Origin of the sequence: Candidatus Cardinium sp. cBcalN2 (assembly GCF_022810445.1) — a bacterium.
In the GTDB taxonomy this organism is placed as follows: domain Bacteria; phylum Bacteroidota; class Bacteroidia; order Cytophagales; family Amoebophilaceae; genus Cardinium.
The window spans coordinates 1-17,683 of record NZ_JAACGD010000093.1 but is presented as its reverse complement, the minus strand read 5'-3'; the positions used below and the strand labels follow the sequence as shown (position 1 = coordinate 17,683).

12 protein-coding genes are annotated in these 17,683 nt (G+C 35.8%); 7 read left to right on the top strand and 5 right to left on the bottom strand.

Translation table 11 applies throughout. The features are described from left to right. Both MUW74_RS02880 and MUW74_RS02875 read right to left on the bottom strand, forming a co-directional pair. Positions 1 to 427: AAA family ATPase (locus tag MUW74_RS02880; RefSeq protein WP_243516978.1), on the bottom strand; the 427-nt coding region annotated here is incomplete at its 3' end. 59 nt (positions 428 to 486) lie between these two features. After that, positions 487 to 3,939 (bottom strand): sodium:solute symporter family protein, encoded by a 3,453-nt coding sequence (locus MUW74_RS02875; RefSeq protein WP_243553057.1) that lies wholly within the window; start codon positions 3,937 to 3,939, stop codon positions 487 to 489. Positions 3,940 to 4,458: 519 nt separating this feature from the next. Here MUW74_RS02875 and MUW74_RS02870 point away from each other — a divergent pair. Then, on the top strand, positions 4,459 to 4,758 hold the full coding sequence (locus tag MUW74_RS02870; protein ID WP_243516972.1) for a hypothetical protein: 300 nt from the start codon (positions 4,459 to 4,461) through the stop codon (positions 4,756 to 4,758). Between the two features lie 513 nt (positions 4,759 to 5,271). After that, complete coding sequence (locus tag MUW74_RS02865; protein ID WP_243516969.1) at positions 5,272 to 7,230, top strand: ankyrin repeat domain-containing protein; 1,959 nt, start codon at positions 5,272 to 5,274, stop codon at positions 7,228 to 7,230. 205 nt (positions 7,231 to 7,435) lie between these two features. Here the strand turns inward: MUW74_RS02865 and MUW74_RS02860 are convergent, their stop codons facing one another. The 3 genes from MUW74_RS02860 to mgtE form a co-directional block, all read right to left on the bottom strand. Beyond that, on the bottom strand, positions 7,436 to 8,713 hold the full coding sequence (locus tag MUW74_RS02860) for a dihydrolipoamide acetyltransferase family protein (RefSeq protein WP_243516958.1): 1,278 nt from the start codon (positions 8,711 to 8,713) through the stop codon (positions 7,436 to 7,438). 63 nt (positions 8,714 to 8,776) lie between these two features. Next, positions 8,777 to 9,241, bottom strand: coding sequence for a hypothetical protein (locus MUW74_RS02855; RefSeq protein ID WP_243516956.1), 465 nt, complete (start codon positions 9,239 to 9,241; stop codon positions 8,777 to 8,779). A gap of 137 nt (positions 9,242 to 9,378) precedes the next feature. After that, entirely contained in the window at positions 9,379 to 10,779 is a 1,401-nt protein-coding gene (gene mgtE / locus MUW74_RS02850) for a magnesium transporter (protein ID WP_243516953.1), read from the bottom strand. Between the two features lie 452 nt (positions 10,780 to 11,231). Here mgtE and secDF point away from each other — a divergent pair, with 452 nt between their 5' ends. From secDF to MUW74_RS02825, 5 genes are all read left to right on the top strand, one after another. After that, positions 11,232 to 14,114 carry a protein translocase subunit SecDF gene (gene secDF / locus MUW74_RS02845; RefSeq protein ID WP_243516951.1) on the top strand — a complete coding sequence of 961 codons (2,883 nt, stop codon included), beginning with the start codon at positions 11,232 to 11,234 and terminating at the stop codon, positions 14,112 to 14,114. A gap of 88 nt (positions 14,115 to 14,202) precedes the next feature. Continuing rightward, positions 14,203 to 15,420: a hypothetical protein gene (locus MUW74_RS02840; protein ID WP_243516950.1), complete on the top strand. Its 1,218-nt coding sequence runs from the start codon at positions 14,203 to 14,205 to the stop codon at positions 15,418 to 15,420. Between the two features lie 68 nt (positions 15,421 to 15,488). Next, positions 15,489 to 16,175 (top strand): CDP-diacylglycerol--serine O-phosphatidyltransferase, encoded by a 687-nt coding sequence (gene pssA, locus MUW74_RS02835; RefSeq protein ID WP_243516947.1) that lies wholly within the window; start codon positions 15,489 to 15,491, stop codon positions 16,173 to 16,175. 36 nt (positions 16,176 to 16,211) lie between these two features. After that, complete coding sequence (gene trpS, locus MUW74_RS02830) at positions 16,212 to 17,225, top strand: tryptophan--tRNA ligase (RefSeq protein WP_243516946.1); 1,014 nt, start codon at positions 16,212 to 16,214, stop codon at positions 17,223 to 17,225. Continuing rightward, on the top strand, positions 17,222 to 17,644 hold the full coding sequence (locus MUW74_RS02825) for an N-acetyltransferase (protein ID WP_243516945.1): 423 nt from the start codon (positions 17,222 to 17,224) through the stop codon (positions 17,642 to 17,644). Before trpS ends, MUW74_RS02825 begins: the two co-directional genes overlap by 4 nt. Positions 17,645 to 17,683: the final 39 nt, after the last annotated feature.

Sequence of the window (17,683 nt, the reverse complement as noted above, 5' to 3'; positions counted from 1 at the left end):
AAATATCAACTACTACACTATAGCCATTATAGTAATGTGTTATCTGTTTCATTACCATATCCTTAGTTATCTCTTTATCGCTATTTTTACTCCATTCTAAAGCGATACCTTCTAAATTCAATGAAAAAGTTTGTGTTATCTCCTCTTGAGTATATCCAAACATAGCATCAGCAGATGCATCAATAGTAATATCGTCTAAATGATTGGCTCCTGAAAAAACATCAGATAAACTGAATTTACTTACACCAGTGATAAAAGTGAGTTGAAAATAGCTATTTAGTGACTTCAAGGTCATAAAGAAATCTTTCATCACTTTGATATTGGCTTTTTCTAGGTCAGAACCTTTAGTTAGATGAATAATAGGTGCATCGTACTCATCTATAAGGACTACTATTTTAGATGCATAGTTATTCCCTAACTGTGTCATATTTGTTACTAAATTAGATGGAAGAATGTCTACTTCATTTCTGGCCTGGAATGTGATTGTTAATCAACATAAACAGCTAAAATACTTTTACAAATAGCCTCCATTTCAGCTGCCCATAGGGTGAGGTTATGCTTTTTAGCCCATGGAATATAAAATACCCGTGTTTCCTTAACAATTCTTAGTTGATCTACTGGCTTACGTATCGCTATAGTTCTTAGGTTATGTAACCGATCGGCTAATTTAACCTGAACAACGCGTATGTCTTTACATGCATCCAATAGCTCTTGTTTATCAGATTTATCTAACTTCCAGGGGTAGCCAAAAGTATTATAATGGGTCAGCATGTCTACAATATAAGCCACAGATGATCCATACTTTAGTTCTATGTAGTTGAGTGTTACATTCGTATCCTCAATAAGATCATGTAGTAGTGCAGCTAAAATCGTGTCAGGATCTTTAGTAACTGTTAAAACAATCTCGGCCACTGCCATAGGATGCGTATAATAAGGTTCACCTGACTTGCGCATAGCAGTACCATGTGCTTCTTTAATAAAAGAAATGGTTTTTTGTACGTCTTGCTCAGTTAAGTTTGTGTTGCGCTCAAGTAGCGTAATAAGTTCTTGCTCCTTGTTTAAGCTCATAGGTGTTTCGGCAACTTTATTTAATAAATCATCCGTATGATACCGCTTGAATCGCATTACCTTTCTACCATCAATAGGTAATAGGTACAAACAGGTTAAACTCGTTTCTGTCTCTGTAATTTGTATGTAGCCTCCATGGGCCTGTATAATTTGTCTACTTTCTGCTTGGTATAAATTTTCAGTAGTTTTAGGCAAATAAACAGAGGTAATCTCATCCGTAACATCGTAGGAAGCTAATATCTTTGGATGCACCGTCTCTGTAGTAATGCAAAAAGCTAAAGCAGATAATATAGGCGGTTTTGATTTTTTTTCGTAGACACTATTTGCGGTTTCCTGATAATGCTTGGGGTCAGGGTAAATTAAAAGTGTATCTGAAATCGTTAGGATAACCGTATGGTCAATAGCTTGTTTGCTTTGGCTGATTTCCCAAAAGTTAATAGTAAAAATACGTTCAAATATCACAGGATCTGTCATCAAATAAGAAGTCGTACTTTCATTTCTAAGCAACAACCGCATTGGGTTGCCTAAATTTCTAGTAAGCTCATAAGCTTTTAAAATAATTGGTTCAATGGAGACTTGTTTAAGAGATTTGGCATCTAAAGTTAACTTCATTTCTGCTTTGGCTCGTTGCAATAGAGAACGGCTAAAGGTATATAGCTGCTTTATACTCAAGTTAAGCTGTTCTTCTAAATCAAGTTGCCCATTTGTGTGGAGCCACATAGCAGATGCTTTTAGCCTATTAGCTATTTCCTGTAATATTTTGCCACTATAAGTGGGATCTAGTCTGGCCAAGTTGGTTTGGTTGTAGAGCGATTCTAAGGCAGCATGCCTTTCATAGCTTCTAGCTAAAGATATGATTTGTAATTGTTGATTCGTTTTGTTTCTTACATACCGATGTAGAAGCAAACTGATTAAGATGATTAGGCCAATAAATACTTCAAAAGAGATAAGGCTGTTATAGTTCACTAAAGCTATGGTAGGGAGTATCCATTTGTGGATCAATAGTGCACTGGCTAACATGGATACGATTAACATAAAAGGCAGGAAGAGACTACTAACCCCTATGTTAACAATAAAAAACGTATAAACCACAGGGGCAAAATGGCTTAGTTTTATATACGTAATACCTGTAATAAAAAAGACTCCATAAAGTAATATCGGCCATACTATATGCAATAGTTTACTGCTGATTTCTTTATAAGTATGCAAAGCAGGGTATAAGGCCACAACTGTACCTATAGCCATGATGGCTATATACCAATAGATATAATCATCTACATAGGTTGATTTGATATAGTAGAGCGCTACGGAACTATAGAGTATAAAATAAGCGCCTGTTAGGATAAATATTAGAATCCTGGTAGGAAAGAGATTTCTCCAATAGATATAGCTGAATACAGCATGCAATGCGTGCCATTTTCTTAACCACCATCGTTTTGTTTCTTGTCTTTGGAGCTGTACAGGACTATCATCTGGAATACCTACCCACCCTCTGTTACCTTGTTTAGGAAGTAGATAGTGGAAAATAAATAAAAGTAAGCTATTGATCACTGCAGACTGAAAAAGCTCACCTTTTGCTATCATTTGCCCCTTTATAAAGATTTTATAAATACCTAATGTGGTACTAATGCCCATACTACATAATACAGCAGCAAGATGAAATCTAAACCCAAAGCAAATCGTAATAAATAAAACTGTAATAATAGATAAATAGAAAAGTGCTGATTTACTTAATAATTGCAGGATACTTGTTGTATAAAAGGCAATGCCTAAACTAAGTAGACCTATGATACAAGAGACAATTCGTGCTATTCTAAGAGAAGGTGTATGGAATATAGTAGCTTTTTTAAATAGACAAGGCAACAAGTCATTGGTACATAAAACAGATGCAATATGTAACTCAGAGTCAGCAGTGGACATTAGTAGTGCTATAATAGTTGATACCAACAAGCCTTTTATGCCAGTATAGTAGTCGAGTTCTAAAAGATAGTCTAAAATATTTTGCTCTGAACCAATTTTATGTCCACCCACATACAGCGCTATGGCAAGGGTAAACATCAAGAATAATAAAATTATATCGATGATAGCAGTATTGCAAAATACTTTACTGGCTTGTTGGACAGAACTAGACATATACACACGTTGAATATCAGATGGATTCAAAGAGAATAGTATTAAAATAGTGTACGTTATAAAAATAGCTAGCATATTATTGTATCTAAAGGCATTTTCAGGATTAAACTTGGGTATTTGTATGAACGCTTGCCAATTATTTCCTAAATTATTGATAGGGTGTAAAAGCGTAAAAATGATAATAGGGAAACAAACGAAAAACAGAAAAAATTGATATACATCTGTTAATATTACAGCCTTGGCTCCTCCAAAAGAGGCGTAAACGATAACAATTAAGGATAAAACTATTGCCCATGGCAGCGCATAATCTTTCATAGTAGGAAATACAGCATGTAATATCTTTAAACCTACTTTAAATTGAATGGCCAACATAGCAATAGCCATTAATATGCCAAAACTGGCTGTGATGGCTCGAATAGATGGACCATACCACATGCCCATAGACTCAGCTATAGAAAGATGGCCCATAAAGGCTTTCATCCGCACAATAATAAAACGAGAAATGCAATAATAACCTATAGGAAATATAAAATCCCTAATCAAGGCATCGAACCCCCTATGGTAATAATCGTTAAGTCTAATATCTAAAAATCCACCACCGTAAACAGTGGCTATTAAGGAAGCCGTTAGTGCAAATGTAGATAGCTCTCTAGTCCCTACAGCATAAGCCTTAAATGTATGGATACGCTTACTAGCGTATAGCCCAATCACTAGTGTAATCAACAGAAATATAATCATGATTGTATAGTCAATATACATAGTGTGTACTTTACTGGTGGGGTCAGAATAGGGAATGCTTTTGAAAAACTATCCAAGCTAATGTGCTATTTGATTGCTTACTTTATATAGTAACAGTATAAGTAATTATCATCATTATTAAGTGCTTATAAAATATAGTAAAATATTGCAATAATAGGCAAAAACAATGTATCCACTCAGTCCTATGGCACAGTACGAAAAAAGACAAAATGCTCCTTGTAAAATAATTGCGATAAGAAAATACCACTTATAGCTGAAATAAAAAAAGAGCCGTAGCCATTTATTATTGTTGAGAGCCCCCCCACACAAAAAGAAAAACGCCCCTGGTAAAATAGTTGCGATGAGCAATCACGTATTAGCGCTGATTAGAAAAACAGCTTATTTGAACCACTAAGAAAAATTTTGAATGCTTTACAAAATTTATTACTCTTATGTTAAAGTAGTTAGCTTTTATAATAAGTATTAAAAGTATTACTCATAAAATATAATAAATTCAAAATGAAACATAAAACGCTCCCTAATTTTTTGTTACACACGTTCTTTCTATGTTTATCAGGTAGTCTATGCAATAGAATAAGAGATAAAAATATGTGTCAAGAAGAAATCTGTGCCGATTGCGGTAAAAAAGACTGGAAACCTTGTTCGGACTCATCTACTGAAAGGTCTAACCCAAATCATCCTATCATTAGATATTATGTAAATTGTATTACCTGCCGGTTGTATCAAGAACGCGCTCGTCAACTAAGACAACAGGATAACAAAAATAATAAAGAAAATACTCCTGGTCCTTCGAAATAAACTAAACAAATAGAAATCTATGTCGATGTTTCATCCTTGAAGTGAGATGATAAGATAAAAAAGAATAACATAACATGTTCTTTTACTAAGCAAATTTATTAATTTATTTCATTCATTTTGTAATAAATATTATATACTTTCTAAAATCACTAATAAAATATTATATATACAAAATTTGTTGCTTTTAATATTTTAATTTTGTTATATTCGATATGCTCTAAAAAATAACCCAAAAATTCGCACAAATTTTGCGATTTTTATCGTTAGTTTTTTAGTATGGAAGCATCATTTAAATAAGGTTTGAATTTTTTTGTCTAGTAGATTTTTTATCTGATACTGCGACTTCATTCTATAACTTTTTCAAAATCTTACAAGCTTTTAAACTCAAAAGTAAGCTAGCTGCGTATAATTAAGTACTCACCATGTTTGTGCATCAGTGTATAAACAAAATTTATTAGTAAAATGTTAGTGATCAATGAAAAAAAATGTTTTAGATCTAAGTGGTATCATCGGATGATAAGTAAAGCAGCACAAGATTTAAAAGATAGTAGTCTTACCGATGTGCATGCTACTAAGAGGATTGGTGATTATAAAGAAGAAAATGTTTATACACCAGCTAAACCAACAGAACCTCATACATTAAGCACTATAGCGCACAATTTATTTGTTGATCATAGCAATTATGAATTTGTGGAAGTATATTTTAAAGCTGTGAGGTCGGGTAAGCATATCGTTTTATCATCTTTCAACCTTTTGTGTTTTGTATGTTGTGCTATTTCTTGTAATGCTATCAAATATGATATAGATCGTGATCCAGCTCCTGGATCATCAAAGTGTGAGCAGTCTTATTTACCTCATCAACCCCAACACGGATGCAATCTTTTATCAACAGCTTACCAAAATGCTTATTTGCCTGTACGATTACATCAAGAAATGTTAAGTGCTGTATCAGATCCTGAGAACTTTAATCATGAAAACATAGAGCGTATTATGAACGAAGGACAAGGTATAGTAACCCTTAATACCAGATTGCTAGATAGCCACACTGTTTTATTTCATGCTGTTTGTTGTAGTAATCTTGCTGCTGTTAAGTACATCCTTAAGCAAAAGGATATTAATCTTGAATGTATGAATACCGGAATGTATGCTTCATATAGAGATAAGGTAAAAGAAAGAAATAGGAATAGAAATGATCGTCCTTATTTACCTGATATGACTCCGTTAATGTATGCTGTTTATTCTGGGAACAAAGAGATTTATGATGAATTATTAAAATTTGGGGCTAAGATTGGTACTAAAAACAGTCGTGGTTATACAGCTTTACATGTGGCTTGTGGTGCGCTAGACTACTTGGAAAGTACACGTGCTCCGTTTCCAAGAAATATCTCATCTATTCGTAGTGAAATAGTCCATGATCTAATTCAAAAAATTGATGGTCAAGATCTAATGGATAAGTACGGTCGATCTCCGATTTACTATATGTACTTATACTATGCAAGAACTGGCGTAGCGGGTTTTGGGAAATGGCTCAAATTAGTCCCATTAATTGCAGCAAAACAAAATTTACAAGATAGACTTCAGTTAGATTTAACTAGAGATAGTATGTGTTCTATATGTAAAACTCGTACAAATCAACGTTATACTTATAGTTGTGAAGTATGTAAGCAACATACTTGCTTAACTTGTGTGGTATCATGGGAAGCTGCCACATGTCCTCACTGCAGGTATATAGATTGGGGACGATATATTATTAAACATCCATCTAGTCAATATAATATATCCTATTCACTAGAAAATGAACGTAATGAGAGATTCAAGTTAGAAATAGAAATCATAAGGAATGTATCAGATTCGCGTAACTTTGATTCTAGTCGTCTAGAGGAAATACTGAGGTGTGGCCAGGGTGTAGGTATAAATGTTAATTCAATCTTGCAAGGAAGCACTACTGCTTTGTTTTTTGCTGTTGATTCTGATAATATTCGTGCTGTTCATTTGCTGTTAAAAAAGGGTGCAGATCCTAATGTCTATTTTCCAAAAGACATAAAAAGTTCTAGTCAATCGAAAAAGTATGTAACGCCATTAATGCTTGTTGTACAAATACCTCATAGAAATAGCCTAGATATTATTGATGCGTTATTAGCGAATGGTGCAGATATCAATGCAGTCAGTAGTAGTGGTGATACAGCGTTGCACATAGCTTCTGGTTCATTTGATCCCCCTGATGGGCCTATATCACCTTTGTATACAAATCGTTCTATTGCAGAATGTCGTAAAGATATTATTAAGAATAAATTAATCTGTGATAAAAATCTATGTATTATTAAGGATCATCATGGCTACACCCCAGATCATTATATGAATTTAAGTAAAAGACTTAATCAAAAGCTTTCAAAGGAATGGGATCATCTAATCGAGCTGACTAACAAGCATTTAGTGCTACAATCCAAAGAAAGTCGCTCTATAAACATATAAAACTAAGTTGTACTAGTTTATATTCAATCTGATAAGAAATAAAATTAGTGTTTATATTTTTCAGTTAAGTTTGGTATGTCAAGAAAACACCACAGAAAATTTACCAAAGTTGGGAACAGGTACCAGATACAAAAAGTTTGTTAGGCTATATAGGTAGCTAAAGTTAAAGCCATTGCTTAAACAAATAAGCATAAGTACTGCCTGCTTATGTAAATGAGTATGTTGGTAGTTTATCCACAAAAGACGCCAGTTCTTTTGCCAAATACTTTAAAAACCCACCTCCTACAGCACCATCTATAATACGATGATCATAAGTATGAGATAGAAATAGCTCACTACGAATAGCTATGGCCTCTTTTCCATCAATATGGACCACCGCAGGACGTTTTTCAATAAGACCTAATGCAAGAATAGCTACCTGTGGTTGAACAATAATAGGGGTTCCCATAAGGTTGTCAAAAGAACCAATGTTAGAGATGGTATAACTTGCACCAGTTAAGCTGTCTGGTGTAATGGTACTGCTACGTGCTTCATGGATTAAATCATCAATCTGTTTAGCCAAAGATACCAGCCCAAGCTGTTCGACTTGTTTAACCACAGGAACTAATAAACTACCATCTGGTAGTGCTACCGCAAAACCTATATTGATATGTTTGCGTTTAATAATCTTATCATCTAGGATTACAGCATTCAACAGTGGAAATAGTTGCAAGGCACGTGCAACCACCGCCATAAAAATAGGATTATAGGTCAACTTGATCCCATATTTTTCTTCAAAAGAAGTCTTATGCTGATTTCTCCAGGCAACAAGTTCTGTTACGTCGGCACGTATAAAAGAGGTAACATGAGGCGCAATTTGCTTAGATTGCACCATACGTTTAGCAATCAGTTGTCTAACACGATCCATTTGGAGCACTTCATCTCCCTCTAAAGAGGTAACAGGTGGATAAAGTAGAGACTTATTCGCACCATTGGCATGAACCGATACGCGCTTGTTTAAATAAGCTAAAAGGGTTGCTTTAGTAACGCGATTATCTTTACTATAGCCGGCTAATCTGGCTAGTTCATCTGCGTCAATAGCCTGTTCTTGAACAATATGCCTAGCCAGAGGGCTTAATTTTATCTTACTAGAAGTAGGTAAAGGAACAGGTAAAGCTGTTAAATCACGCGGTGGAATAGCTGTTAGCATAGGTTTTGAAGCTAGCGGAGATGTTTCATGGGTTCTAGAGGAAGCTGGCAGATGGTCTGTTTCTAGTAAGGCAATCGGTGTGCCAATCGGCACCAACTGCCCTTTCGACACCAACAATTTTATAATCTTTCCAGGATAAAGAGCAGGAATCTCAGCATCAACTTTATCTGTAGCAACCTCCAAGAGAGGGGAACCTTCCATCACCATCTCTCCCTCTTGTATGCACCAGCTCAATACTAGAGCTTCCATGACACTTTCCCCCATCTTAGGTAAATAAAGTGTTACTAAAGACATGATTAACTTTTCTTTAAAAATTGCTCCCTACCATGAGTCTGCTGGATAACCATATGTAGTAGGTTACGCTGATAGATCTTCATTCATCAAAGAATAGACATAAGTAGCTAAATGCTTAAAGTTTTTACTAAGCTGGGCTTTCGGACTGCCATCAGGTAGGTGCTCTATATCCTGATTTAATTCTTGTAATTTTAACTCAAGATCTCCCAAAGTATTTTTGCAAATTGGATGGCCTGTAATCTTTGGATATTCCTGTAGTATATTTTTTAGATTTAGTAATGACGCATTGGCCTTGTCAAAATTCTTCTCACAAGTTTCTTCGCCATCTATATTGTCTGTATCATCATTGTCTCTATCATCAGGCCTATTTATTTTTCCTGTAATGTAAGAAGATATATTATATGCGTGATCTATCACAAGATCATCTAATAACAAGAAATCATTCTGGGTATTGGTACATGCACCAGAAGACAATCCTAATACAACTAACAAAGTCCAGTATTTGATTACAAAAAATAATCTTAACATGATTTAATCTTAGTGTTTAACATAGAATAAAAAAGCATAGAAAAGAGTTCTTACTTAAGCGCATTTTGCAAGAGGTCTATCTATTACCATTAGCCCCTAAACAATTTAAAAACTAGTGTCCTGCACTTATATAGTATCTACAGACCACTAACTGATACGACTGGATTAATGAGCCAGTAAATTACAAAATAATAAATAACAACACCCAATAACTCGACAGTTGTATTAATTGCAGGATTAGCCGCTACTGCAGGATCTCCATTAAAATACTTAGCCGCCAACGGAAAAGCCGCTCCTATAAAAGCAGAAAAAACAACCTGTAAAACAATGCTCAAGGCCACTGCAAACATCACATGATAGTTTCTATTGGTCTCTGGATCGAGACTCGAAGTTAAAAACATTTTAATATAAGCAAGAAAAAACAAAACAGAAGCCAACATAACAGCAATCCTTAATTCTTTTAAAATAATCCTAGTCCAATCAGATAGGGTGACTTGACCGCGATTCAATGCTTGTAATACTACAGAAGCTACTTGACTGCCTACATTGCCTCCAGTATCTGTAATCATACTCAAATAAAAAATTAGATTAAAAGAGGAAAAAAAAGTACTTTTAGCATGCGTAAAAGCATGGCCAACAATGCTAGCCATAAATACTACTACAATCCATTTGATTCTTTTTTTTAGATGTTGTAGCGTAGAGACCTTTAAATAATCTGGTGCATCTTCTTCTGAAGTAATACCCATAAATTTGTCCATATCCTCAACTTGCTCGGCTCTGATAATATCTATGGCATCATCATAACTTACAATACCTACGATTTGTTCTTCTTGGTTTAGAATAGGAATGGCTACCAAATCATATTGTTCAATTTTTTTAGCGACGACTTCTTGGTCTTCATCAACTGTAGCATATATAAAATTTACATTGAGTATAGTTTCTATTGTTTCTTCAGGAGAACGCATCACCAAATCTTTTAAAGAAACAAAACCAACCAATTTCATCTTTTCATCCACTACATAAATGTAGTAAAGCATCTTTTTAGATGGTGCATCTTCACGAATTTTTGCAATAGCTTCTTCTATAGTCATTGAGTTTAAGACGGTCGCAAAATCTGTATTCATAATACCTCCTGCCGTATCTGGCAAATAGGCATTGAGCATAATCACGTCTTCTCGAACTTTCCTACTTAAATAAGGTAATAAATGGGCATGCTCCTTATTACTCAAGCATTGGTAAAAATCGACTCGTAAATCAGAAGGCATACAAGAAAAAATTTTGGCAAAGATGCTTTTAGGAATATTATGGTAGAGGTGCATCTGTAAGCCATGATCGTTTAGTAAGGCAAATATTTCCCCTTGTCTGGTAATAGATAAAGTAGTAAATATGCGCATAGCCAAATCAAAAGATTGCTTCTCTAAAAATTTGGCTACCTCTATAGGGGATGCATGCTCTAAACAATGGGCTAATCGCTTCTCTTGCTGCTGTTTGAGTAAACGCGTCCACTTAAAAAACTTATTTTCTCCTTTTAGTTTCATAATCTTATTTTTTTGGTTTCATATGGTACAACCATGTTTGACCATGCTAGATGAGAAAACAGATTGGTAAAAACCATAAAAGCGCGAGAGTAGCCAAAAGTTGTTACATTTTAAATAAAATAAGATATAATAACCAGGCTAAAACATAACTTTCAGATATTTTAACCACAAGTAGCGTCAAGAAGCGTGCCTAGTTAGGAGGTAAATTTAAGAGAATCTCAAGTAAATTACCAATAAGTAGATCCAAATCTATAGCCATTAGATAACGCATGGGATAGTTTGTCAGATTAGGCTGTTTTGAGACGCTATTAAGACATCTCAACTTTCTCTGGTATGGGCCAATTGCAGTATATAAACCTCTAGGAATAGGTTTCGCAAGAGGTTTAATGATTTGGTTTAATACTTTAAAGAAAATATATTTGCCTTAGTCCATTTAAACTTATTTAAAGCGAATGAAATCTAAAAAAATAGTATTGTTTCTAACCATTGTCACTGCCTTACTCTCGCTCTATTATCTTTCTTTTACTTTTGTAGACTACCGAGTACAACGCCAAGCGGAACAACAAGCAATGGATCAACAAGGAAAAGTAGATTTTGATAAACGCCAGGCTTATTTAATGGATATATGGAAAAAACCTGTTTACCATTTTTTGGGTACGGGCTATACCTATGAGGAGGTAAAGGAGCGATCGCTTAAGCTAGGCTTAGATCTGCAAGGGGGTATGTATGTAACCATGGAACTTATTCCTGTAGAACTTGTCAAAAGTTTGGCTGCCTATAATGCAGATCCTCGCTTCCTAGAAGCATTAGAATGGGCACAGCACGAGCGAGAAAAAGGTCAATCAACTCCTTTTTCAAAACTCTTTGTAATAGCCTATAAAAAGCTTAACCCAACGGGAAAATTAAGTGATATTTTCCCTAATTTTCAAGGAAAATCTTATTTGTTTTCTAGTGAAAATGATATTATACAAGCCATTGATCAAGCCATCTCTAATGCAATAGATTGCTCGCTTAGCATTATAGGTTCTAGGTTAGATCGTTTTGGCGCTACACAAACCAATATCCAAAAATTACCTGGCAGTGGAAGGATCCAAATAGCACTACCAGGTGTTACTAACCCAGAGCGGGTTAGAAAATTACTACAAGGGGTAGCACAATTACGTTTCTGGACAGTAGCAGAAGCTGATACATATGCTCCGGCACTAGAAGCGGTAAACAATTTGTTACTGAACAAAGAAAAAGAAGCCATAAGCGCAACACTCCCAGCAGGGCTCACAGATGAGGAAAAAATGGAGCGCATGCCGAAAGACTCACCCCTGAAAAAGCTTTGCCAATACACTTTCCCTTATACATTAGCCTATCCACCTGAAGCCATGAGTCAAATAGACACCATACTAGGGAGCCAATCGGTTAAAGCATTATTGCCTAAAGGGATGACTTGGATGTGGGATAAAAAAGCCCATACCTTAAACGATGGTACAAAAGCCGTCACCCTTTACGCGATTCAACCATCTACAGGCAATCAACCGCTTTTAGAGGGAGATATTATTACACATGCAGCTCAAGTTTTTGCTGAAAATGGCTCACCAGCTGTAAGCGTGCAAATGAATCAAAAAGGAGCTCGTGTTTGGAAACAGGTCACGGCTAGTCATATTGGTAAACGTATTGCTATTGCTTTAGATAATCGAGTTTATTCGGCACCAGTCGTTAATCAAGAAATTCCAAATGGTCATTCTCAGATATTTGGTCATTTTACGATAGAAGAAGCCAAAGATTTAGCTAGTGTATTACAAACTGGCTCGTTACCAGCTCCGCTTAGAATTGTTGAAGAAGCCATTATGGGGCCAAGCCTAGGTAAAATAGCCCAAAACCAAGGCCTTATGGCTACAGGAATAGGTCTAGGTTTGATCTTGCTCTTTATGGTTGTTTACTATGCCAAGGCAGGCATAATAGCCAATGCAGCACTGTTATTGAATTTGCTGTTTATCGTCGGCATTTTGGCTCAACTCGATGCTACCTTAACATTACCCGGTATTGCTGGTATTCTCCTTACGATTGGTATGTCGATCGATGCCAATGTTTTGATATTTGAACGTATACGAGAAGAACTAGCTGGCCAAGTTCATATTAAAGAAGCCATCAGGCGTGGCTATGACAAATCATATAGTTCCATTATTGATGCCAATATTACCACCTTTCTAGCTGGGCTCATACTATATTACCTAGGCAAGGGACCCGTTCGTGGTTTTGCGCTTATTCTCATGATTGGTATCGTCAGCTCTGTTTTTGCTTCTATATTTATTACAAGATTAATTTTTTCCTTCTTTATGGAGCACTACCGCAAACCAAACTTAACCTTCTCTTACCCAGCCATGCCCATGTTGCTTAAAAATGTGCAGTTTGATTTTATCAAAAATCGTTACCGTTTTTATCTCTTTTCTCTATCATTTATAGCATTGGGTGCATGCTGCTTTTATCGTTACAAGGGGCTTAGGTTAGGGGTCGATTTTGTCGGTGGTCGTTCCTATATTGTCCATTTTTCTAAAGCTATGGATCCTTCGTTCCTAAAAGATCGTCTATCTATCCAATTTCAGGACGGGGTAGAAGTACGCAGTTATGGTGCCAATAATGTAATGCAAATTACTACCAGCTATTTGAGTAATCAAGAGATTACCGATTCTGATACCAAGATGCGTAATAAGCTGGTTGCTGCGCTAAAGAATGTAACACAATTGCAAGAAAATAATGATCTATCAATCGATCCTGGTTTTCATATTGCGACTACTACTAAAGTAGGCGCTAATGTAGCACAAGATGTCCAAAAAAGCGCAAAAAAAGCAATCATACTTGCTATATTCGGTATATTTATGTACATTGCAGTACGCTTTAGAAGATGGAAATTTGGTTTAGCAGCTGTATCCGCACTAATACATGATGCTTTAACCGTTATTGCTGGGTTTTGTATTGCACGTGCCTTTGGAGTAAGCTACGAAGTAAATGAAGTCTTCATAGCTGCTATGCTTACCGTTATTGGCTATTCTATAAATGATACAGTGGTGATTTTTGACCGCATAAGGGAAAAATTAGCTAGTAAGGCTACAGAATTCACCACAGCCATGATCAATGATGCGATTAAAGAGACGCTAAGTAGGACTATTATCACCTCTTTTACAACATTATTAGCTGTTTTTATGCTTTTCTTTTTTGGAGGAGAAGCGCTACGCAATTTCTCTTTTGCATTATTATTAGGTATGTTGTTTGGCACCTATTCTTCTATCTGCATTGCAGCCCCTCTTTTAGCAGATTTTGGTAGTAATCCTCCTAAGACTAAATAGTAGATTACCAAATCTAATCCAAAATCCATAAGGTAATAGCCTTCCATAGGCATTATAATCAAGATAAGACCAGTAAAAAGGTATTTATATGAAAATCAGACAAATTATTCCTATTTATATGATCCTAAATGGACTTGGCTCAATAGTCCCAACTATTTTAGTCATTGCCTTTTCAATCACTTTATTTGAAAAAGATAGTAGTGGCGTTTCTGCAGCTTATTTGGAACCAGCTAGTCTGTTAGGGATGGGTTGTGCTGGATTGGTTGGTGGCTTTTTTTTCAAGCGTTTTTCCTCCTATACCATAGGTAGATGTGCGCTCGTATGCACAACATGTATCTTATTAGCTTTATTGACATATGGTCAAGCTAATCTACGCAGTTGTACCATTACATTATGGGCTCTTGCCTGTATTATGAGTATTGAACATTCAAATGGTCTTGCCTTTATTAATAGGCACATAGGAGCGCGTGACAAGCCTTTCTTTTTTTCTACTTTTCAAATTTTTTTACAGTTTTTTAATGTTTTAGCACCTATAGTAGCCAAAAATCTATTGGCCATTATGGGACTTAAAATGGTTTTACTATTCTGCAGTTTTATCTACATTTTACGCATACTACCTTGGCAGCTATTTCGCGCGGCAGATCTTGGTGCAGAGGAGGTTGTATTACAACCATCTGGTATGTTAACAGGCTTTAAAGAAATTGTTCAAAATCCTGGACTCTTACGCGTAACTAGTTTTCGTCTCGTGAACTATATAGCCACCATAGCTTACACGGTAAGTTTACCTATTCTGGTAGCCAGAATGGCTAACAACAATAGCCAGCTCAATGCGCAATTGCTCAGTTATAGCGCTAGTATGATTCCGCTAGGCTTTATTCTTAGTGGCATATGTGGTTCATGGATCTTAAAAAGACAACCCAAATGGATTATTGGCTTTTTTAACATTAGTCCTATTCTTATTGTCTCTGCTTCAATTATGGCTTTTTATGTACGACATCCATTTTATCTTCAGATAACGGCATTACTCCATGGCATGGGACTTTATTTGTTCAGGACAGCTATTTCTATTATAGGTCAAGCCTTAACTAAAAAAGATAAATTGGCCCATGTTATTTTAGTCGGCGATGCAGTGGTGAAATCTTTTGCTTATGGCATTGGTTCTTTGATACCATTTTGGATCGTGCTGCCCCCTTTATGGGGTATAGCGCACCCATTTGTAGGGTTTGTCTTATGTTCTTTACTTTCATTGGGCATGATCAAACCCATTACCAAAATATATTTGGAATCTTTGTGCAAAAAAAAATAGGTATTAAACCTAGGCCCTATAAGTAAAAAAACGGCAACCACCTGGTCGTTCTTATTTAAAATGCAAATATGAAAAAACATATTCCAAACTGTTTATCTGTTTTAAACCTAATTAGTGGTGCTATAGGTACCCTATTGGCGCTCAACGGCCATCTGGTACATGCTGCTTATGCGATCTTTATGGGTGCTTGTTTTGATTTTTTGGATGGCTTTATGGCAAAGCTATTGCGTGCGCAGTCATTATTGGGTAAGCAATTAGATTCATTAGCCGATGTAATTACATTTGGCATGTTGCCTGGTGCTATCCTATATAGGTTAATTCAAACGTATGAAAGCTGTCCTTATCGCCCTTATATAGCCTTGTTAATCCTTGTCTTTGCTGCATTTAGATTGGCTAAGTTCAATGTGGATCCTCAACAAACAGATGAATTTATAGGGTTGCCCACACCAGCTAGTGCGATTATAGTGGCTACCGTGCCGATCATCTTAAAGCGTGCCATTTATCCGCAGTTGGTGCATGGATTAACGCGACCCTTGGTACTTCCTTTGTTAACTATGCTACTGGCTTATCTATTGGTTTCTAATATTCGATTTATAGCCTTGAAGTTTAAAGGGTTTTCTTTTCGAGCCAATAGGTCTCGTTACCTTTTAATCATCCTATGGACGCTATTAATAACTACCATGCATGTGGAGGGCCTTTTTATTAGTATGTGGCTATATGTGTTCTCTTCCTTATGGAAGACAAAATTAGGATAAAAATAAAAAACTGTTTTCATCAAGGCTTACATTAAAATGAAAAAAAAAATACTGACAGGTGATAGACCAACTGGTAAGCTTCATTTAGGCCATTACATTGGCTCTTTACAAAATAGAATCAAATTACAAAATGACTATGACCAGTATATCCTAGTAGCAGATGTACAAGCCTTGACAGATCATTTTGATGATCCAGAAAAAATTACAGAAAATATTATTGAAGTTGCCAAAGATTATTTAAGTGTTGGGATTAATCCTAACCAAACAACCATTGTGGTGCAGTCTCAAATACCAGAAATTGCAGAATTAACGGTTTATTATCTGAACTTAGTTACCGTAGGTCAATTGAGCCGCAATCCCACCGTAAAGTATGAAATTCACCAAAAAGGGTATAATGAGGCTGTTCCGGCTGGATTTTTCTGCTATCCGGTCAGTCAAGCAGCAGACATTACCCTCTTTCAAGCAGAGCTAGTACCTGTTGGAGATGATCAATTACCCATGATTGAGCAAACCAATGAAATTGTTCGGCGGTTTAATAGGCTCTATCATACCAACGTTTTAAAAGAATGCAAAGCTATTCTAAGCAAAACATCTAGATTAGTTGGTATAGATGGCAGGTCTAAGTCAAGTAAATCACTGGGTAATGCCATTGCACTTTCTGATCCACCAGCAGTGATCAAACAAAAAGTTTTTCAAATGTATACAGATCCTGGCCATGTTAAAGCTAGCGATCCTGGCCGGGTAGAAGGCAATGTTGTATTTAGCTATTTGGATGCTTTTCACAATGATCAAGAAGCGGTTGCTGACTTAAAAGCCCAATACAAGCGTGGTGGATTAGGTGATGTAGTCATTAAAAATAGCTTAAATGATTGTTTGCAACTTTTATTAGAACCTATCCGAGAAAAAAGAAATAGTTTGGATAATAAAATGGTAGAAGAAATACTCTATCATGGTACTGAAAAAGCAGCTCAATTGGCAAAAGAAACCATGAAAATGGTCCGAGAAGCTATGTGTATTCAATTTGTTTGGCATATAAATAATACAAAATGACTATAGAGCATACATTTAATCCTAGTATTGAGAATATACACTTTTTAACCAGTAAACTGAATGAAGCAGCGGAAGGATTTCAATCCGTTTATCCCTTTGGATTCTTTATAAAAGATGCATCCAAGCAAATTAAGGCAGGTGTAAATGGCTGTATCATGTATGGTGTGATCTATGTCGATCAACTATGGGTCGATGTTGATTATCGTAAGCGGGGCTTAGGACGCCAACTTATGGAGCAGGCGCATCTACTTGGCCAGAAAGAAGGCTGTTCTATGGCAACCGTTTGTACTATGAGTTTTCTAGGTGTTGAAAAATTTTATGAAAGCCTAGGTTATAAAGTTGACTTTGTAAGGTTAGGTTATGCAAATGGTTCAAGCTGTATATTTTTGAGTAAAAAATTAGCATCTATCAGCTTGTAAAAGTTACGGAAAGCTCCCCTTTACAGCTGGAAAAACAGA